Origin of the sequence: Tardiphaga sp. vice304, assembly GCF_007018905.1 — a bacterium.
Taxonomy (GTDB): Bacteria; Pseudomonadota; Alphaproteobacteria; order Rhizobiales; family Xanthobacteraceae; genus Tardiphaga.
This window is the reverse complement of sequence record NZ_CP041402.1, coordinates 2,103,510-2,122,624: the sequence shown is the minus strand read 5'-3', so window position 1 is coordinate 2,122,624 and position 19,115 is coordinate 2,103,510. Positions and strand designations below refer to the sequence as shown.

Genomic DNA, 19,115 nt, shown 5'->3' with positions numbered 1-19,115 from the left:
CCGGGGCCGGCGCATCAGTTAGGCGCGGTTTCCCCGGATTGCGCGGCGCTCCATCCGGGCTACGAGCGCCGCAAACTATCCGAACACATCCTGCAGCACGCCGGCCTTGATCACTTCTACGCCGTCCAACGTGATCGTCGTGTTGAACACCGGCAGATCGAAATGCCCGGCAGTGTAGCGCCCGGCGAATTCATTGGCGCCGGTGGAGAACAGGAAGTTGCCGGCGACGGCGCGGATCTCGGTGCCGTTGGTGTCGCGCTGGTCGTACATCGCAAGCGATTCGTAGCGCGCGTTCGGGTTCATGCCCCAGCCGACATGCGACACCGCATAGGCTTCCTTGTCGCCCCAGGCCGCGAGGTAGCGCTTCATCATCTCGGCATCGGCGCCCTCGCCGGTGAGCTCCACCACATAGTCGTCTTTCAGCACCATACGCACCGGCGAGGTGAGATAGCGTTTGAAGGTCAGGTTGATGTCGCCGGCGTCCATCACCAGCGTGCCGTTGATGGTCTTGCTTTTCGGGAAGCTCACCACGATGCCACCCGGCCAGTGCGCCAGCGTGCCGGGCTTGTCGGTCCAGCCCCAGACGCCGACCGTCGCCGCGCCCTGCATATCGACATCGAGATCGGTGCCCGCCGCCGACGTCACCTTCATGTTCTTGGTTCCGCGCAGCATCTTCGCCGCCGCGCGGACGCGCTTCTCCAGCGCGCTGTCCGGCACCATGCGCTCGAGCGCTTCGGGGTGTTCGTTGGAGATCACCAGAATGCGCGCGCCGGCCTTCAGGATCTCCGGCGTCTCCTTGGCGTGCATCAGGCCTTCGATGGTGCAATCCACCACGAAGCCGGCCTGCTGCAGGGCCGACACCACCGGGCCCAACTGCCCGATCGCTTCCGACGCGCCGGTCGAGCGGATCGGCACCACCTGCCGGTTGCGCGGCGTCGGCAGGATCACATGGAACGGCCTGGCTCCCATCCGCAGCAGCGCCAGTTCTGCGAGGTGCACGTTGAGCGCACGCGATTGCGTCTCGGAAAGAATCGCTGCGGTATCACCGGGCTTGACCGCGCAGCGCTCAAAAATCTCGCAAAACGCGTCGATCCATTTCGCCTCGATGCGATCTGCCAGCATGCGTGTTCTCCAGTGTTTACGGCGATTATCGTTGGATGATAGGGGCGAGCGTGTTATATGAAAAGGCATATTTTTAACGTTAAAGCACAGCGCGTAATCGCGCGTTGTCCCCGCACACCAGGCGCAGTTCGATGACCGATGACAGCAACGCAAAGGCCACACAGGCGGTAAGCCCGGTGCCGTTTCGCCAGGCGCTCGGTCAGTTTCCGACCGGTGTGACGGTGGTCACCGCGATGGCGGGCGACCATCCCGTCGGCATGACCGCGAATTCGTTTTCCTCCGTATCGCTCGATCCGCCCTTGGTGTTGTGGAGCGTCGCCAAATCGTCGCCTAGCCACGATCCGTTCGTCGCGGCCGAGGCGTTCGCGATTCATTTTCTCGGGGCCAATCATGGCGAGCTGGCGATGCGGTTCGGCCGCCGTGGCTCCGACAAGTTCGCCGACATCGTGCACGCGCCCGGCGTCACCGGCGCGCCGCTGATCGAGGGTCTCGCGCCGATCTTCGAATGCAAGACTTGGGCGCGCTATCCCGGCGGCGACCACACCATCCTGGTCGGCGAGGTCGTGCGCTTCGTCGAGCGAAATCACGATCCGCTGGTGTTTCATTCCGGCGAGTTGCGTCGCATCGACAACGCGCTGCGCCGCGCGCCGAAACTCGCCAGCGGCAGCTTTGCGCGCAACTATCTGTCATATTTGCTGGCGCGCGCGAGCTTCAACGTGTCCCGCGAATTCCATGCGCGGCTGAAGGAATGGGATCTCACCGTGCCTGAATGGCGCGTGCTGGCCTGCCTGATGGATGTCGAGGGCCTGTCGGTCGGTGAACTGGCCGCGATGGCGCTGATGAAGCAGCCCGGCCTGACCAAGGTGCTCGACCGCATGGAGCGCGACGGGTTCCTGAAACGGCAGAACGCGTCGGAAGACCGCCGCCGCGTCACGCTGCATTTGACGGCAAAGGGCCGCGCCCGTGTCAAGCCGGTGCAGGCAGCGGCGCTAGCGCATGAAGCTGAGTTGCTGAAGCAGTTCAGCGACAGCGAGCGCGCGACGATCAAGCACGCGCTGGACTTGCTGATCGACAGCGGCATGGCGGAAAAGGACGGCGAGTAGGGGGACTGCGGCATCTCCGAAGTCGTCATCCTGAGGCGCTCACGCGAAGGGGGAGCCTCGAAGGATGCGGCGACGGGAGACGGCGCTCGCGGCGCATCCTTCGAGGCCGCCGCTTTCGCGACGGCACCTCAGGATGACGACGAAGTTTGAGGCCGCAAAACAAAACGGCGCCGCATCGATTCGATGCAGCGCCGTTTTTCCCGAACGTTCGCTTACTTCAGCGGCGCGACGATGGTCGGATGCTTCCAGCCGGCGACGTCGATCTTCTTCGACAGCATGCCGGTCTCGACATAGACGTCGAGCATCTGCTGGATCGCCGTGAAGTTCGGCGCCGCACCCGGGTCACGCGCGAAGTCGTTGTCCTTAAGCAGATAGGTTTCCAGCACCGGGATCGGCGCCTTCATGACTTCGTTGACGACCTTCAAGGTTTCGTCGCGGTTGGCCAGCGCCTTCTGCATGCCGAGCGTGAGATCCTGCACATAGAGCTTGGCAAGGTCCGGGCTCTTCTCGATGAAGTCGACGCGGCAGGCTTCCAGGATGTGCACGATATTGGGCTGCTGCTGCGACAGCGAGAACAGTTTTCGCGTGCCGCCCTTGGCTTCCATGCGCGCGGCGAACGGCTGGTTCATCACCGCGGAATCGACCCGGCCTGAACGCAGCGCCTCTTCGGACAGCGCGAAGCCGACCTCGACCAGTTTGACGTCCTTGGCGGCGTCAAGACCAGCCTGTTTCAGCAGGATCGCCATCGGCCCATAAATGCCGGAGCCGAGCGTGTTGATCGACATCGTCTTGCCCTTGAGATCGGCAATCGTCTTGATCGGCGAATCATCCTTGACCGCCCAATACACCGAATAGCTGCCCGGCTTTTCCGAGACGTGCTGCGCGACGATATAGGCCTTCAGCCCGCCATTGACAGCGCCCTGCGCCAGCGCCAGCGGTGACTGCGTCGCGCAATCCAGCGCGCCGGCGGCAAGCGCCTGGGTCATCGGCGCAGTGCCCTGAAACTGCACCCATTCGATGTTGTAGGCCTTGCCGATATTCGGAAATTCCTGCGGCCGCTTCATCATCCAGTATTTGGATTCCTCGGCCGGAATGGTCCAGCCGACCTTGATGGTCTGCTGGGCAAAGGCCGAACCGGCGCTGAGCGTGGCGCCCGCCACCAGTGCCGCAACAACGTGACGTGTAAGTGCAGTCCGCTTCATCTTGAAGTCCCCTGTGTCCGGATCGTCAGACCATCGCCATGCAATTGTCTTGCCGACATGCCGCCCGCTCACAATTGTTTCATGCTTCAAATGACCGCGCAATATCGACCGCAATGCGATATACGGGGTCGTCTGATTGGGCTGAGCAGCCGGGAATTGATGGACCATGAGTAACGACTTCTTCTCCGACCTTCTGGCCTCGATCTCGGAGCGCGGCCGCACCCTGCTGCGGCTGGGGCCGGCGTCCGTTGATGCACGACAGAACGCTTCCGACCTGGTCGAGCTCTGTACCGAACTGCTGTCGGGTCGCGGCGAGGCTTCGGGGACCGCGATCGCCCGCGGCGTATTCGACCGCTACCATCAGCTCGACGAAGCCGGCCGGCTGACCTTCTTCGAGACGATGGCGAGCCAGTTCGGCCCGGACGCGGACCGGCTGGAGCGCGCCATCGCCGCCTGGCATAACGATCCGAGCGGAGACACGGCCGGTAAATTGCATTTCGCCTCGGAGCCGAGGCGGCAGGAGCTGTTGCGCCGGCTCAACCGCGCGCCGGGCGCCACCGGCGAACTGGTCAACATGCGCGCCGACCTGCTCGACCTCAAGGGCGCACACAAGGAACTCGCCGTCGTCGATCGCGACTGCGTGCATCTTCTGGCATCGTGGTTCAACAGGGGGTTTCTCGTGCTGCGCCGGATCGACTGGTCGACACCCGCCATCATTCTGGAAAAGGTCATCAAATACGAGGCCGTCCACGAGATCCACGACTGGAACGATCTGCGCCGCCGCATCGATCCGGTCGATCGGCGCTGCTACGCATTTTTCCATCCCGCCTTGGTTGACGAGCCGTTGATCTTCGTCGAAGTGGCGCTGACCGAGACCATTCCGGGCGCCATCGCGCCGCTGCTGGCAGAAGACCGCCAACCGGTGGCGATCGAGCGCGCGCGCACCGCGGTGTTCTATTCGATCTCGAACTGCCAGCGCGGGCTGGGCGGCATTTCGTTCGGCAATTTCCTGATCAAGCAGGTAGTAGAGGAATTGCGCCGCGAACTGCCGAAGCTCGAAAGTTTCGTCACGCTGTCGCCGGTGCCGGGCTTCATGAAGTGGCTGCAGCGCGCGCCCGACGTGCCGATCACCGACGAGGAGCGCACGCTGCTGGCGCATCTCGACGATGCCGGATGGATCAACGACGCGCCGCTGGCCGCCCAGATCCGCACCGTGCTCGAACCGCTCGCAGCGCATTATTTCCTCAAGGCGAAATCGGCGCGCGGCGGCCCGGTGGATTCCGTCGCCCGCTTCCACCTCGGCAACGGCGCGCGCCTTGAGCGCATCGACTGGCTCGGCGACGTCTCAATGAAAGGACTGCGCGAATCTGCCGGGCTGATGGTGAACTATCTCTATCGCCTCGACGATATCGAGAAGAACCACGAAGCCTACGCCGACCACTACGAGATCGCGGCCTCCAGCGCCGTGAAGAAGCAGTTGAAGACCGAAGGCAGAAGGCTGCTGGACATGCGGCTGGGATAGTCGTCTCCCTGCACTGCAGCACGTCGCGCGCTTGCGGGCCGCGACGGAACGGCGCACCCTGAGGCAAACAATCACCGGACAACCGGTGATGCCACAGGGAGGACCACATGCTGACACGCCGTCATGTCTTGCGGGGTTCGGCTGCCGCCGCGCTCATACTCAGTGCCCGATCCGCTTTCGCGAAACCGTCGCAACCCGGCACGGCTGTCAATTTCGAAATGCCGGCCGGCGCCGTGGATTGCCATACGCACATCCACGGCGATCCCGAAAAATTCCCGATGTTCGCCGGCCGCGTCTATACGCCGGAGCCGGCCTCGCCCGAGGAGATGGCAGCGCTGCACAAGGCGCTCGGCATCCAGCGCGTCGTCATCGTCACGCCGAGCGTGTACGGCACCGACAATTCGGCGACCCTGTTCGGCATCAAGGTGCGCGGCGCCGACGCCCGCGGCGTCGCGGTGATCGACGACAAGACGACCGAAGCGCAACTCGACGAGATGCACGCGGCCGGCATCCGCGGCATTCGCGTCAATCTGGCGACCACCGGCACCAACGATCCGGCCATCGCCCGGCAGCGTGTGCAGACCGGCATCGATCGCATCAAGGCGCGCGGCTGGCATTTGCAGATCTATACCAACCTGCCCGTCATTCCGGGCATCAAGGACATCGCGTTGGCGTCGCCAGTGCCGCTGGTATTCGATCACTTCGGCGGCGCGCAGGCAGCACTCGGGCCGGAGCAGCCGGGGTTCTCGGATCTGCTCGAGCTCGTCAAAGCGGGCCGCGCCTATGTCAAGATTTCCGGCGCCTATCGCGCTTCCATGCAAGGCCCGGATTTCAACGACGTCGTGCCACTGGCCAAGGCGCTGATCTCGGCCAATCCCGACCGCATCGTCTGGGGCACCGACTGGCCGCATCCGGATTCGGTGACGCCCGCCGGCAAGAAACCGACCGATGTCACGCCGCTGCTGCAGATCGATGACGGGAGGCTGTTGAATCAGCTCGCGGTCTGGGCACCGGATGCAGCGTCGCGGAAGAAGATTTTGGTCGATAATGCGGTGAAGCTTTACGGGTTCGGGTAACCGATGCGGTCCTTCTTCCTTCTCCCCTTGTGGGAGAAGGTGGCGCCGACGAAGTCGGCGACGGATGAGGGGTTACTTGGCGACGGCACATGCGGCACCCCTCACCCTTCTCGAACCGCTTCGCGGTTCGATCCACCCTCTCCCACAAGGGGAGAGGGAAAGAAGATAGAGCACTACACTTCCGGAAACCCTCTCAGCAAATATGTCCGCAGCCCATGCAGCAGGCTGTTCAGGATCAGCCCGAGCAGCGAGATCGTGATCAGCGGCACGAACATGTCTACGGTCTGGAAGGTGCGCGCGGCCTGTACCAGCATGTGGCCGAGGCCATCGGTCGAGGTGATCATCTCGGCCAGGAACACCACGATGCAGGAGATCACCAGGCCGATGCGGCAACCGGTGAGGATCGAGGGCATCGCCGCCGGCAGCACCACCTTGAACAGGATCTGCCAACGCGGCGTGCCCGCCGCCATCGCCGACCAGATCAGCTTCTGCTCGACCATTGTGGCGCCGTAATAGGTCGACAGGAGAATCGGAAACAGCGCATCGGCTGCGACCAGCGTGATCTTCGAGGCGTGGTCGAAGCCGAGAATGAGGAGCAGCGCCGGATAGAGCGCGACCTTCGGCACCGGCGCCAGCACGCGGACCAGCGGCTTGACCACCGAATTGATCACCGGGCTGACCGCGGCGGCGAGGCCGATGGTTACGCCGAGCACGACGGCGATGGCAAAGCCCGCGAACAGGCGAATGAGGGTCGCAGCGATTTCGTCCAGGAAATCGCTGGTCAGCAATTGCTGTGCGAGGCGCAGGAATACGGCGCCCGGCGGCGGCAGCAAGGTGACCGGCGCGTAGCCGAACGAAACCAGGACTTGCCAGCCGGCAATCAGCAGCGCGATCGGGGTGATGCCGAGCAGGACCTTGGTGATGACCGGGTTCATGAGAAGCTCAATGGCATGTCGTGCAGCGGCTTCGACCAGCGTACCAGCGAACCGCGCAGCTTCTCGAACGCCGCGTCGAGCGCAATGCCCATCGCGCCGATGATCATAATCATCGCGAAAGTGGTGTCGTACTGCGCCATGTCGAGCGCGTTGAACAGGATGTTGCCCGCCCCCGATTGCCGCGCTATCATCTCCGAGGTCACCATCGTGATCAGCGCCAGCACCAGCCCGGTGCGGCAGCCCGTGAGAATTTCCGGTAGCGCCGACGGCAGCACGATGCGCCACATCCTGGATGGCGCCGACATGCCCATCGCCGCGGCCGACCACAGCATCTTCTCTTCGACGGCACGGCCGCCCTGGAACGAATGATAGATCACCGGCAGGCTGACGCCGAGGAAGATCACCAGCGTCTTGGACAGATCACCGACGCCGAGCCACAGCATGATGATCGGCATCAACGCGGCTTTCGGCACCGGATAGATCACCATCAGCAGCGGATTGAAGAACGACGCCACCGGCTTGACGCGGCCCATCATCAGCCCGAGCGGAATGGCGAACAGCAATGCGAGCGCGAAGCCGATTGCCATGCGGCGCAGCGAGGCGCCGATATTGACCAGCGATTCCTTGTCGGTGAGAATTGCCGGCACCGCGCGCAGCGACTCCCAAGCGGTCGGAAAGCTCTCGGTGTTGAGCAGCAGCGAGGTCGCCTGCCACGCGCACAACAGCCCGATACAGGCCAACAGCGGCGCCGATTTCGAAAGCATCGCGGTCGGCGTGATCATACGTGGATCTCGTCTTCGCCGGTATCGTCGATCAGTTTTTCGATATCGACGACGTATTTCTGGTAGCGCGGATCGAGCAGTAGTTCGGCGCGCTTGCGCGGCCGCGGCAGGTCGATATCGACGACGACCTTGATGCTGCCCGGCGAGCGCGTCATCACCACGACTTTGTCGGACAAGAACACTGCCTCTTCCACCGAATGCGTGACGAACAGCACCGTCTTGCGGTCGCGTTCCCAGATGGTGAGCAGGTCGTTCTGCAGCCGCGTGCGGGTATGCGCATCGAGCGCGCCGAAAGGCTCGTCCATCAAGAGCACGGCGGGATTGTAGGCCAGCGTGCGGGCGATCGCGACGCGCTGCTTCATGCCGCCGGACAATTCTTTCGGATAGAAATGCCCGTAATCCTTGAGACCGACCATCTCCAGCAGCTTGCGGCTCTTTGCCTCCGCTTCGGCCTTGCCAACGCCCTGCTGGCGCAGACCGTACATCACGTTGCCGAGCACGTTCTTCCAGGGAAACAGCGCGAATTCCTGAAATACCGGGCCGCGGTCCGGGCCCGGCCGGGTGATCGTCTTGCCCTTGATACGCGCCACGCCCTCGGTTGGCGCGACGAAGCCGCCCACGATATAGAGCAGCGTGGATTTGCCGCAGCCGGAAGGTCCGAGGATCGAGACGAAGGCGCCGTCGTCGATCGTCAGGTTGATATCCGAGAGCGCCAGATGGCTTTGCCGCCCGGCGGTCTGGAAACGCTGCGAGACGTGATCGATATGGATCATCGCCGATGCAGGTGCCACGCCCGGCAACGGTTGGGAAACGGCTTGAACGTCCGAACGCAGTGTCGCCACTTTCATTCCCGGTCCTCGTTGGCCATGAACGCCTCGCGATCGCGACGGACCTGATGAGTCCATCGTGACGGCTGCAGAAGCATAGCGCAAAACCGCAAATGCTTTAAGCTTCAAATTTATGCGGCGCGCGCCTTTTTGCTAGCCAGCCTTCCAGCCGTCATTCCGGGGCGCGAGCGCATCAGCGCGAGCGAACCCGGAATCTCGACATGGGACGATGAACAGCTCGGGATTCCGGGTTCGCGTTCGGCTCGCGCCGCCCGCGCCCCGGAATGACAGTTTGTTGCTTACGCCTGGTCGCGGAAATACGGCTCGACCGGGCCGGTCAGCTTGATGGTCAGCGGATTGCCGTAGCGATCCTTGGCGGCGCCGGCCGGCACCTTCACCCAGTTCTCGCTGACGCAATATTCCTCGACATTGGTCTTTTCGACGCCCTTGAAGCGAATGCCGACATCGCGCTGCAACACCTCGGCATTGTAGAACGGGCTGCGCGGATCGGTGGACAGACGATCGGGCAATTCCAGCGGGGCATCGTTGGTGTCGGTCATAGCAGCGCCTCGATTTTTTCTTTGAGCGATTCAGGAGTGGTCGTGGGCGCGAAGCGGCCGACGACCTGGCCGGCACGATCGACCAGGAATTTGGTGAAATTCCATTTGATCGCCGCGCCGAGCAGCCCTGACTTTTCAGATTTCAGGAAATTATACAATGGATGGGCGCGGGTTCCGTTGACGTCGACCTTGTCGAACATCAGGAAGCTGACACCGTAATCCTTCTCGCAGAACGCCGCGATCTGGCTGGCATCGCCCGGCTCCTGACCGCCGAACTGGTTGCAGGGAAAGCCCAGCACTGCAAAGCCGCGCGGTGCGTATTGCTCGTGAATCTTCTGCAGGCCCTTGTATTGCGGCGTGAATCCGCAGGCGCTGGCGGTATTGACGATCAGCAACACCTCGCCCTCGAACTGTTTCATCGAGACATCGTGGCCGGCCAATGTCCTGGCCGAAAAATCATACAGGCTTGCCATCGTTTTATCCTTCAGGCCGTGACGGGATCGATCGGAGATACCGGCGTGCCCCCCGCCTCGATCGCCTCGCCGGCGGCCAGACAAAGATCCTCGCGGTAACGGGAGGCGACGATCTGCACGCCGGTCGGCACCCGGCCGACCAGGCCGGTCGCCACCGACAGCGCCGGCAGGCCCATGAAGGGAATCCCGATCTGCGGCATCTGCGCCGCCCAGACCCGCGCGAAGGAGGCCTCGTCCTTGAGGTCGAGCTGGTCCGGGAATGGCAGTTCGCCGGACACCGGCATCAGCACCACCGCGTAGTGCTGCAGGAACATCTGCCAGTCCCGCACGAAGCTCGAGCGGCGCACCATTGCCCGCGACAGCCCGCCCTGCTCGAACCCTTCGAGCTTCGGCCTGATGCCGCGCAGGCAGGCCAGCGCGCCGGGATCGCCCTCGCGCTCGGCGGCGTCGAGCATGCCCTGATAGCCGTCGCCGAACCAGATTGTGGTCTGCAACTCGGCAGCCTCGCGCAGCGCCGGGGTGTTGTCGACTTCCTCGACCACCCAGCCGGCCGCTTGCACCCGCCGGCCGGCATCGCGCACCGCGGCTTCGACGTCGGCGGTGATTTCGAGGCCGTCGGGACGCAGCACCATCGCGGCGCGCTTCGGCATCACGGGGCCGTCCAGCGGCGCCGGCACCCACCAGGGGTCGCGCATATCGGGCTGCGACATCACTTCGAGGCCGAGCCGGACGTCAGCAATCGTGCGGGCCAGCGGGCCGGACATCGCGGTGATCTGGCCGGAAATGATGCGCTCCGGTAGCGCCGCGTTATAGGCCGCGATGCGGCCGAGCGTCGGGCGCAGACCGTGCACGCCGCAGGCATAGGCGGGATAGCGGATCGAGCCGGCGATGTCGGTGCCATGCGCGATGTGGCCGATTCCGGCGGCGACCGATGCTGCCGCGCCGCCCGACGAGCCGCCCGGCGTAATCGAAGGATCGCGTGGGTTCTTGGTGTCGCCATAAAGAAGATTGCTGGTGAACCAGCGATATGAAAACGCCGGGCAGTTCGTGCGACCAAGGATTACGGCGCCCGCCTTGCGCAGATTGTCGATCACCGGGCTGTTGCTGACGGGCAGCACGTTGCTCTGGATGCCGACGCCGTTGGTGGTGGCATAGCCGGCATAATCGATATTGACCTTGACGGTGACCGGCACGCCGGCCAGCGGCCCGACCGCGTCGCCGCGCGCGATGGCCGCGTCGATGGCCTCGGCCTGCGCCAGCACGTCCTCGGGGCGATGCTCGACCACCGCATTGATCGCCGGATTGACCGCGTCGAGCCGCGCCAGCCCGGCGAGGGCGGCCTGCTTCGCCGAAACCTTGCGGTCGCGGATCAGGGCTGCAAGGTCGGTAGCCGACAGACGCCAGAGATCGTTCATGCATCGCTCCATGTTTGCAGCTTGTTATCGCAGCAGGAAGCAGAAGGCCAATGGGGGCCGTCCGACATGCAACTGTACGAGCGGAGCGCGGATCTTCCCCTCCCCCTTGCGGGGAGGGGGGCCGGGCGAAGCCCGGTCGGGTGGGGGTAGCCACAAACGCCATCGCCTGTGGCACCCCCACCCCGGCCTCCACTCTCGATGATGCAATCGCATCATCGCTCGTTCGGCCGACCCTCCCCGCAAGGGGAGGGAGACCATCAGCGCCTTCGCATCACATCCAATGCAAAGAAGACGTTCACTTCACCCTTGCGAGGAAATACGCGAGCTCAACGATCTGCGCGTCGCTGACCGATTGCATCACGTCGGCCATGGTGGCGTCGTAGCCGTGGCGGGTATTGGTCTTGTAGTCGTGCAGGGTCTGGGCGAGGTAATCCTCACGCTGGCCGGCGATGCGCGGGATGTTGTCGCGGCCGGAATAGTCGGCGTTGTGGCAGGAATCGCAGCGAAATTTGGACGTTAGCAACTTGGCCTGTGCCATCCGCGCGGGATCGCCGGGATCGATCGCGGGCGCGGGTTTCGGCAGCGCGGCGATATAGTCCGAGAAACTGCGCAGGTCGTCGTCGGTCAGGTTCTTCGCCATGTCGTTCATCGGCGCGAACAGCCGCAGCCTTTCGCGGAACATATAGAGCTGGATCAGCACATAGGCCGGCTGCTGCGCGCCGAGCGAGGGCGTGTGCTCGGTTTTCGAGGTGCCATTGTCGCCGTGGCAGACAAGGCACGGTGCGGTGCGATCGGCGATGGTTTCGGCGTGAGATATGGTCGGCCCCACTGCAACGAGCGAAAGTAAAACGACGAACGTCGCACGGGGTCGTCCCCGCAAAAGCGGGGATCCATAGCCGCCGACGCCTGCGAAGGCGCGGCGGAGAAGTCGGAAGATCATCTTAAAAGCCGGAGGTTATGGGTCCCCGCTTTCGCGGAGACGACCGTGGAGAGTGCGCGCCCTGCCCCTGCTCTTCCCGCTTGCGGATCGAGGTGAACAGGACGCTCTGCAATGGATGATGAACGGCCTGCCTTACTGCGCCGCGACTTTCGGCTTGCCGTAGGTGATGCGATAGATCGCGCCGTTCCAGTCATCGGAGACCAGCAGCGAGCCATCCTTCAACGGCAGCACATCGACCGGGCGGCCGATATAATTATTGTTGTCGATGAAGCCGGTGAGGAACGGTTCGGTGGACTTCACCGTGCCGTCCTTGTTGAGCTTCACGACCACCACATCGCCGCCGAGCTTCTGCGACTTGTTCCAGGAGCCGTGCCGCGCCACGAAGATCGCGTTCTTGTACGCCGCCGGGAACGCCTTGCCGGTGTAGAACCGCATGCCGAGTGCTGCGGTATGCGCACCAAGCAGGCCGACCGGCGCGGTGTAGTCGGCGCACGACTTGCCCCAGCCGAATTCGGGATCGAGGATGTTGCCCTGCAGGCAATACGGCGCGCCGAAATTCTCGCCGACCTTGCTGACGCGGTTGAGCTCGTCCTCCGGGACGCTTTCCGAGACCCAGTCGCGGCCATTGTCGGTGAAGTACATCTCCTTGGTTTCGGGGTTCCAGTCGAAGCCGACCGTATTGCGCATGCCGCGCACCACCACTTCAGCGCCGCTGCCATCGAGGTTGATGCGGCGGATCTGGCCGTGCGCGTCGTCATGCAGCACACTGTTGCCGGGCTGGCCGACGGGAACGTAGAGCTTGTTGTCGGGGCCGATTCCGATGAACTTCCAGCCGTGCGCCTCGTCCTTCGGCAGGTTGTCGTAGATCATCGTCGGCTTCGGCGGGTTGTCGAGGTTGTCCTCGACCTTGTCGATCTTGGAGATTTTCGACAGTTCGGCGATGTACAAGGTACCGTCCTTGAAGGCGAGGCCGTTCGGGCGGTACAGGCCGGAGGCGAGCACCTTGACCGAGCGTTTGCCGTCCTTGTTGATGACCGCATAGACCTTGTCGACGAGGCGGGAGCCGACGAACACCGTGCCCTTGTCGCCTTCGCGCAGCGTGCGCGCATTGGCCATGCCGGCGGCATAGACCTCGATATTGAAGCCGGGCGGCAGCTTCAACCGCGCCGTCGGCAGCTTGTCGACCGAGGAGGCGATCGGCGGCGGCGCGACCGGCGCGAGCCTGGCGGCGGCCGGACTATCGGCCGGCCGGCCAATCAGCGGCGAACCGGGCGGCAAGGCCGGCGCGGCAGCGGCCGGCGCCGGCGCCGGCGCAGCCGGCATAGGAGAGGGAGCGGGCGTGGCTGCCGGGGTACTTTCGGTCGGCGCCGCGGGTTGCTGAGCGACAGCTTGGGACAGGAAGGCACTGATGAAAACGCCGGCGAGCAACGCCGAGCGAGCGGAGGCATAAACGGCCATGAAATTCTCCCTTTGCGGAAGCCTTCTATCGACGGCCGTGAATGCCGCCCCGAGACTTACCGCTACGCAGTTTCAATATTTCTCGCGACCGTGCAATCCCCACTGCGACATTGCGCGTCAATGCCGGGTAGTGCCCGCCTCCGGCGTCTCGATCAGGGCTTCGCTGAACGGAAATTCCAGCACGATCTCTCCTTCTGCGTCGGTCACTTCCAGAACGGCCGACAGCAGCCCGGATCGGGTGTCTTCGGTCTGCAGCAATTGCCGAATCATCGCGCGGGCGACCTCCCAGGCATGGTCCGGGTCACGCAACTGCTCGCCATTGGGGTCGGCGACGAGATCCGGACCCAGGCGGGTGTGGAAAAAATAAAGCGGCATGGGCGAAATCCGTTGACGTGAGCGCATGATGCGATTGATGGCCATATGTGGAACATTTGCGCAGGTGCAATGTTGCACCTGCGCAAATTGGTGCACCGCACTCTGAACCCATTATTGTGTTGACGAGACTGTTGGCGAACCTTTCGGCAGGTACTACATTCAACGAGTGCAGCGCTGTTGCTGCGCCAAGCGGGAGACCGAAGATGGCATGGAAAGCACCGAAGATCGTCGAAGTGCCGGTTGGCATGGAAATCAACATGTACGCCTGCGCCGCGCGCAAGTAAGACCTGACCTCCGGGGCGCCTTCATCCTATGAAGGCGCCCCTTCCGGTTGCGGCCCAGGGGCGATGTCATGTTGCGTGTTATCGTTCTCGGCGCCGCAGCGGGCGGCGGTATTCCGCAATGGAATTGCGGCTGCGAAATCTGTCGCGCTGCGCGCGAAATGCCGGCGCTGCAGGGCAGTCAGGCCTCGATCGCCATAACCGTCGATAATGAACACTGGTTCCTGATCAACGCCTCGCCCGATCTGCGGCAGCAACTGATTGCCAATCCGCCGCTGCATCCGAAAGCAGGCCAGCTTCGCCACTCGCCGATCGCCGGCGTCATCCTGACCAATGGTGAAGTCGATGCGGTCGCCGGGCTCTTGTCGATGCGCGAGGGCTCGCCATTTACCCTCTACGCGCACCCAAGAGTGCTGGCGATCCTGCAAGCCAACAGCATCTTCAATGTGCTCGCCGAGAAGAACGTGCACCGCCAATCGCTCGCCATCGATCAGGGTTTTGAACCGACGCTACCGAATGGCGCGCCTTCGGGGCTGGCCGTGTTGCCGTTTGCGGTGCCCGGCAAGGGGGCTTGGTATCTGGAGGGCCATGCCCACCCCGGCGGCACGGATGATGACGGCGACACGCTCGGGCTGCGGATCGAGGATCGGGCGACCGGACAGTATTTTTTCTTCGTCGCCGCCTGCGCCCGCGTCACGCCGGAACTGCAACAGCGCCTGCATGGCGCGCCGCTGGTTCTGTTCGACGGCACGGTATGGCACGACAATGAATTGATCGACGCCGGCCTCGGCGTGAAAACCGGGCAGCGCATGGGGCATCTCGCCATGTCAGGCCCCGACGGCGCCATCGCGATGCTGGCCGATTCCGACATCGCGCAGAAAGTCTTTCTGCACATCAACAATTCGAACCCGGCCTTGCTGCCGCATTCCCCGCAGCGGGCGAAGGTTCAACAGGCCGGCTGGCAGATCGGCCATGACGGCATGGAGATCACGCCATGAACGATCTCACCGCTTTCTCTCTGATGGCCAATACGCCGCTCGACAGCGCCGAACAGCTCGAAGCGACGCTGCGACACATCGGCGCAACCCGCTATCACAGCCTGCATCCGTTCCATCATTTGCTGCACGGCGGCAAACTCACCAAGGGTCAGGTGCAGGCCTGGGCGCTCAACCGCTACTACTATCAGAGCACGATCCCGATCAAGGACGCCGTTGTGATCTCTCGCTTCCGAGACCGCGCCACCCGCATCGAATGGCGACATCGCATCGAGGACCATGACGGCGACGCCGGCGCCGAGGGCGGCATCGAGCGCTGGCTGAAGCTGACCGAAGGCCTTGGCCTCGACAGTGCCTACGTCGAATCCGGTGAAGGGATTCTGCCGGCGACGCGCTTCGCAGTAGATGCCTATGTGCATTTCGTGCGCGACAAGAGCCCGCTGGAGGCGATCGCCTCGTCGCTGACCGAATTGTTCGCGCCGAACCTGCACGAGGAGCGCATCTCCGGAATGCTGAAGCATTACGAATTCGTCAATCCGGACATCATGAGCTATTTCAGCCGCCGCCTGACGCAGGCGCCGCGCGACGCCAATTTTGCGCTCGACTATGTGCGCCGCCACGCGACCACGCCGGCCTTGCGCGAACTGGTCTGCAATGCGCTGATCTTCAAGACCAATGTTTTGTGGGTGCAGCTCGACGCGCTGTACCACGCCTATGTCAACGGCTTTGTCCCGCCGGGCGCCTTCGTGCCCGACGCGAGCTAGAGATACCATGACCGAACCGCGCAGCCGACGCCTGCAAGTCGACGAGGCCAGCCGGCCGGTGCTGCCGCGCCATGCCAGACTGAAATTCGACGAAAGCCGGCAGGTCTGGGTGATCCTGGCGCCGGAGCGCGTGCTGGCACCGGACGAGATCGCCGTGGAAGTGCTGCAGCTCTGCGACGGCGCGCGCAGCGTTGCCGACATGATCGACCTGCTGGCGGCGAAATATGCCGCGCCGCGCGAGGACATCGGTCGCGACGTGATCGCAATGCTACAGGATCTCGCCAACAAGGGCTTCCTGACCCAGGCAAAGGAGAAGGCGACATGAGCCCGACTCTGACCGATGCGGCCCCGGTGTTCGCCGCGGACCCCGCCGACGGTCTGGCGATCATGGAGAAGACCCGCTCGACGGCGGAGACGTTTGGCATTCCGCTCGCCGTGCTGGCGGAGCTGACGCACCGCTGCCCGCTGCAGTGTCCGTATTGCTCCAACCCGGTCGAGCTGGAGCGATCGAGCAACGAGCTAACCACCGCGGAGTGGAAGAAGATTCTAACCGAGCTCGCCGAGATCGGCGTGCTGCAAATTCATTTCTCGGGCGGTGAGCCCGCGGCACGCAAGGATATCGTCGAGCTGGTGCAGCACGCCACTGACGTCGGCCTCTACTCCAATCTCATCACATCCGCGGTGCTGCTGACACGCGACAAGCTCGCAGCGCTGGCCGATGCAGGCCTCTGCCACGTGCAGATCAGCTTCCAGGGCAACGAACCGGTGGTCGCCGACCGCGTCGGCGGCTACCGCAATGGCCACGCTAAAAAACTCGAAGTGGCGCGCTGGACGCGCGAGCTCGACATGCCGCTGACGGTGAACGCGGTGATGCACCGGCAGAATTTGCACCAGCTCGCCGACATCATCCAGATGGCCATCGATCTCGACGCCGACCGGCTCGAAGTCGCCAATGTGCAATATTACGGCTGGGCGCTGAAGAACCGCGCCGCCCTGATGCCGACGCTGGAGCAGATCGAGGATACGACGCGCATCGTCGAGGACGCGCGCACGCGCCTGAAGGGCATTCTCGACATCGATTACGTGGTGCCGGACTATTACGCGCTGCGGCCGAAGAAATGCATGGGCGGCTGGGGCCGGCAATTCTTCAACATCTCGCCGTCCGGCAAGATCCTGCCGTGCCATGCCGCCGAGACCATCACCGGGATGGAGTTCGAGTCGGTGCGCTCGAACCATTCGATCGCTTGGATCTGGCAGAATTCGGAAGCCTTCAACCGCTATCGCGGCACCGGCTGGATGCCCGAACCCTGCGCGAGCTGCGCCTTCAAGGAGATCGATTTCGGCGGCTGCCGCTGCCAGGCCTTTGCGCTGACCGGCGACGCGGGTAATACCGATCCCGCCTGCACGCTGTCGCCGCGGCACGAGGAAATCTTCAAGATGGCCGAAACCGAATCGACGGAAGGCGCCACGCGCTTTCTGTATCGCAACTTCGCCGGCGGCACGCTGGAAACCGATCCCCATGGCTGATGCCGATGCCGGCCGTGCCGCCGGCGCCGCCGATCCCTTCGCGCCGCTGACGTCCGAACATCTCGATGTCGGCGACGGCCATGCAATCTATGTCGAAAGCGTCGGCTGCGCCGCGGGCATTCCGGCGGTGTATCTGCACGGCGGCCCCGGCTCCGGTTGCCAGCCCGACCACCGCCGATTGTTCGATCCGCAGCGCTTTCACACCGTGCTGTTCGACCAGCGCGGCGCCGGCCGCAGCAAACCGAAGGGACTTCGCGAGGCCAACACCACCGCGCATCTGATCGCCGACATGGAGGCGATCCGCGAAAAATTCGGCTTTGCCCAATGGCTGGTGGTAGGCGGCTCGTGGGGCGCGACACTGGCGTTGGCCTATGCGCAGGCCCATCCCGACCGGGTCAGCGGCATCGTGCTGCGCGCGACCTTCCTCGGCACGCGGGAAGAACTCGACGGAGCCTTCCTCGACGTTCTGCCGCGGCATTATCCCGGGCTTTACGAAGACCTCCTCGCCGCCCTGCCCGCTGAAGAGCGCGCCGACCCACTGCCAAATTACTATCGCCGTATCCTCGATTCTGACGCCTCGATCCATACGCCCGCTGCGCGGGCCTGGGGCGGCACCGAGAGCATTCTGTCCGAGCACGCACCGAAGCGGACGCGGCTCGACATGGCGGAGCTTGGCAACTTGTCGAAGCCGCTCCCGGCGACGCCGTTCATGGAAGCGCATTATTTCCGGCACGACTGCTTCATGCGGCCCGGCCAGTTGATGGCGGAAGCCGGAACGCTGCGCGACATCCCCGGCATCATTGTGCAGGGTCGATTCGATTTCCTGTGCCCGCCATCGACCTCGCATGCGCTGGCGGCGACGTGGGGCAACGCCGAGATTCGCATCGTCGAAGGCGCCGGGCATTCGCTGTACGACCCCGGCGTGCGCGACGCGGTAATGAAGGCGATCGCTGACCTCGCCTCGAAACTGAAAGACTAGGGAATGCCGATCGCCGGGGCGGGCATGCTGATGACATCGATGGATATCGACGCCGAACATGAGCGCGACTTCAACCGTTGGTACGACGGCGAGCATCTGGCCGAGCGCGTGGCGATCCCCGGCTTCGTCGAGGCACGGCGCTATGTCGCGATTGACGCTGCACCGAAATATCTCGGACTGTATTCGACCGAGAACTTCGACGTGCTGGACAGCGACGCCTATCGCACGGCGCTGGCCAACCAGACGGAATGGTCCAAGACCAATATCGGCCGCTTCCGGAACATGCTGCGCTCGGTGGCGCGCATCACCGTGAGCCGTGGCCAGGGCCGCGGCGCCGCGCTCGGGCTGCTGCGGATCCGACCGCCGCAGGGCGGTGCCGAGCCATTGCGCGAGGCGATCCGGGCACTGCTGGATCCCGGCACGCTCGACGGCATCCTCTCGATGCATCTGATGGAAAGCGATCCCCGCCTGTCGAAGCCGCTGACCGACGATCCCGCCGCGCCCAATCCGGCCGCGCGCGACTGGTACGTTCTCATCGATGGCACCGATCCCGATGCGGTCGCTCGGCTGATGGACGGCCGATTTGACGCCGCCATCGCCGCTGCCGGCGCGACGCTGATTTCCATCGGCACTTACCGGCTGCTATGGGACCTTGCGAAAAGCGATTTGTGAGGCCAGCCGCTCCCGCCGCACCGGACAAGTGAGCGTCAGCGAACGCAGATCCGGGACACATACCCCGTCCGTTCCCGTCATCCGGAAAACACGAAAACGCGATACGT

The 19,115-nt window shown here is 63.9% G+C and carries 21 protein-coding genes; 10 read left to right on the top strand and 11 right to left on the bottom strand.

Annotated elements, in window-relative coordinates:
* Positions 1 to 75: 75 nt before the first annotated feature.
* Complete coding sequence (locus FNL56_RS10065) at positions 76 to 1,122, bottom strand: peptidase M29 (protein ID WP_143572576.1); 1,047 nt, start codon at positions 1,120 to 1,122, stop codon at positions 76 to 78.
* A 131-nt stretch (positions 1,123 to 1,253) separates the two neighbouring features.
* Here FNL56_RS10065 and FNL56_RS10060 point away from each other — a divergent pair, with 131 nt between their 5' ends.
* The gene (locus tag FNL56_RS10060; protein WP_143572575.1) at positions 1,254 to 2,225 is read left to right on the top strand and encodes a flavin reductase; all 972 of its coding nucleotides are present in this window, start codon (positions 1,254 to 1,256) and stop codon (positions 2,223 to 2,225) included.
* Positions 2,226 to 2,437: 212 nt separating this feature from the next.
* On the opposite strand, the gene FNL56_RS10055 is transcribed toward FNL56_RS10060, so the two are convergent.
* Positions 2,438 to 3,427, bottom strand: coding sequence for an ABC transporter substrate-binding protein (locus FNL56_RS10055; RefSeq protein WP_143572574.1), 990 nt, complete (start codon positions 3,425 to 3,427; stop codon positions 2,438 to 2,440).
* 166 nt (positions 3,428 to 3,593) lie between these two features.
* On the opposite strand from FNL56_RS10055, the gene FNL56_RS10050 reads away from it, so the two are divergent.
* Both FNL56_RS10050 and FNL56_RS10045 read left to right on the top strand, forming a co-directional pair.
* Positions 3,594 to 4,949 carry a malonyl-CoA decarboxylase gene (locus FNL56_RS10050; protein WP_143572573.1) on the top strand — a complete coding sequence of 452 codons (1,356 nt, stop codon included), beginning with the start codon at positions 3,594 to 3,596 and terminating at the stop codon, positions 4,947 to 4,949.
* A gap of 107 nt (positions 4,950 to 5,056) precedes the next feature.
* Entirely contained in the window at positions 5,057 to 6,025 is a 969-nt protein-coding gene (locus tag FNL56_RS10045) for an amidohydrolase family protein (protein WP_143572572.1), read from the top strand.
* Between the two features lie 173 nt (positions 6,026 to 6,198).
* Here FNL56_RS10045 and FNL56_RS10040 read toward each other — a convergent pair whose 3' ends face one another.
* The 9 genes from FNL56_RS10040 to FNL56_RS10000 all read right to left on the bottom strand — a co-directional run bounded on the left by FNL56_RS10040 (position 6,199) and on the right by FNL56_RS10000 (position 13,790).
* On the bottom strand, positions 6,199 to 6,960 hold the full coding sequence (locus FNL56_RS10040; RefSeq protein WP_143572571.1) for an ABC transporter permease: 762 nt from the start codon (positions 6,958 to 6,960) through the stop codon (positions 6,199 to 6,201).
* A complete protein-coding gene (locus FNL56_RS10035; RefSeq protein WP_143577790.1) occupies positions 6,957 to 7,742 on the bottom strand; it encodes an ABC transporter permease in 786 nt (261 codons plus the stop codon). The genes FNL56_RS10040 and FNL56_RS10035 overlap by 4 nt, the downstream gene beginning before the upstream one ends.
* Complete coding sequence (locus FNL56_RS10030; protein ID WP_143572569.1) at positions 7,739 to 8,590, bottom strand: ABC transporter ATP-binding protein; 852 nt, start codon at positions 8,588 to 8,590, stop codon at positions 7,739 to 7,741. Before FNL56_RS10030 ends, FNL56_RS10035 begins: the two co-directional genes overlap by 4 nt.
* Before the next feature lie 278 nt (positions 8,591 to 8,868).
* Entirely contained in the window at positions 8,869 to 9,129 is a 261-nt protein-coding gene (locus FNL56_RS10025; protein ID WP_143572568.1) for a DUF3297 family protein, read from the bottom strand.
* On the bottom strand, positions 9,126 to 9,602 hold the full coding sequence (locus FNL56_RS10020; RefSeq protein WP_143572567.1) for a glutathione peroxidase: 477 nt from the start codon (positions 9,600 to 9,602) through the stop codon (positions 9,126 to 9,128). Before FNL56_RS10020 ends, FNL56_RS10025 begins: the two co-directional genes overlap by 4 nt.
* A gap of 11 nt (positions 9,603 to 9,613) precedes the next feature.
* Positions 9,614 to 11,017: an amidase family protein gene (locus FNL56_RS10015; RefSeq protein WP_143572566.1), complete on the bottom strand. Its 1,404-nt coding sequence runs from the start codon at positions 11,015 to 11,017 to the stop codon at positions 9,614 to 9,616.
* A 295-nt stretch (positions 11,018 to 11,312) separates the two neighbouring features.
* On the bottom strand, positions 11,313 to 11,957 hold the full coding sequence (locus tag FNL56_RS10010) for a c-type cytochrome (protein WP_246660923.1): 645 nt from the start codon (positions 11,955 to 11,957) through the stop codon (positions 11,313 to 11,315).
* A 132-nt stretch (positions 11,958 to 12,089) separates the two neighbouring features.
* Positions 12,090 to 13,415 (bottom strand): PQQ-dependent sugar dehydrogenase, encoded by a 1,326-nt coding sequence (locus FNL56_RS10005; RefSeq protein WP_143572565.1) that lies wholly within the window; start codon positions 13,413 to 13,415, stop codon positions 12,090 to 12,092.
* Between the two features lie 117 nt (positions 13,416 to 13,532).
* Entirely contained in the window at positions 13,533 to 13,790 is a 258-nt protein-coding gene (locus tag FNL56_RS10000) for a DUF6894 family protein (protein ID WP_143576111.1), read from the bottom strand.
* Positions 13,791 to 13,993: 203 nt separating this feature from the next.
* Between FNL56_RS10000 and pqqA the strand changes: the two genes are divergently transcribed.
* From pqqA to FNL56_RS09965, 7 genes are all read left to right on the top strand, one after another.
* Positions 13,994 to 14,074: a pyrroloquinoline quinone precursor peptide PqqA gene (gene pqqA, locus FNL56_RS09995; protein ID WP_012029362.1), complete on the top strand. Its 81-nt coding sequence runs from the start codon at positions 13,994 to 13,996 to the stop codon at positions 14,072 to 14,074.
* A gap of 68 nt (positions 14,075 to 14,142) precedes the next feature.
* Complete coding sequence (pqqB, locus tag FNL56_RS09990) at positions 14,143 to 15,069, top strand: pyrroloquinoline quinone biosynthesis protein PqqB (RefSeq protein WP_143572564.1); 927 nt, start codon at positions 14,143 to 14,145, stop codon at positions 15,067 to 15,069.
* Positions 15,066 to 15,830 carry a pyrroloquinoline-quinone synthase PqqC gene (gene pqqC, locus FNL56_RS09985; RefSeq protein ID WP_143572563.1) on the top strand — a complete coding sequence of 255 codons (765 nt, stop codon included), beginning with the start codon at positions 15,066 to 15,068 and terminating at the stop codon, positions 15,828 to 15,830. The genes pqqB and pqqC overlap by 4 nt, the downstream gene beginning before the upstream one ends.
* Positions 15,831 to 15,837: 7 nt before the next feature.
* A complete protein-coding gene (gene pqqD, locus FNL56_RS09980) occupies positions 15,838 to 16,155 on the top strand; it encodes a pyrroloquinoline quinone biosynthesis peptide chaperone PqqD (RefSeq protein ID WP_143572562.1) in 318 nt (105 codons plus the stop codon).
* Positions 16,152 to 17,357 (top strand): pyrroloquinoline quinone biosynthesis protein PqqE, encoded by a 1,206-nt coding sequence (pqqE, locus tag FNL56_RS09975; protein ID WP_143572561.1) that lies wholly within the window; start codon positions 16,152 to 16,154, stop codon positions 17,355 to 17,357. The genes pqqD and pqqE overlap by 4 nt, the downstream gene beginning before the upstream one ends.
* Positions 17,350 to 18,336 carry a prolyl aminopeptidase gene (gene pip / locus FNL56_RS09970; RefSeq protein ID WP_143577789.1) on the top strand — a complete coding sequence of 329 codons (987 nt, stop codon included), beginning with the start codon at positions 17,350 to 17,352 and terminating at the stop codon, positions 18,334 to 18,336. Before pqqE ends, pip begins: the two co-directional genes overlap by 8 nt.
* Before the next feature lie 3 nt (positions 18,337 to 18,339).
* Entirely contained in the window at positions 18,340 to 19,008 is a 669-nt protein-coding gene (locus FNL56_RS09965) for a DUF4286 family protein (protein ID WP_143572559.1), read from the top strand.
* The last annotated feature ends 107 nt before the right edge of the window (positions 19,009 to 19,115 follow it).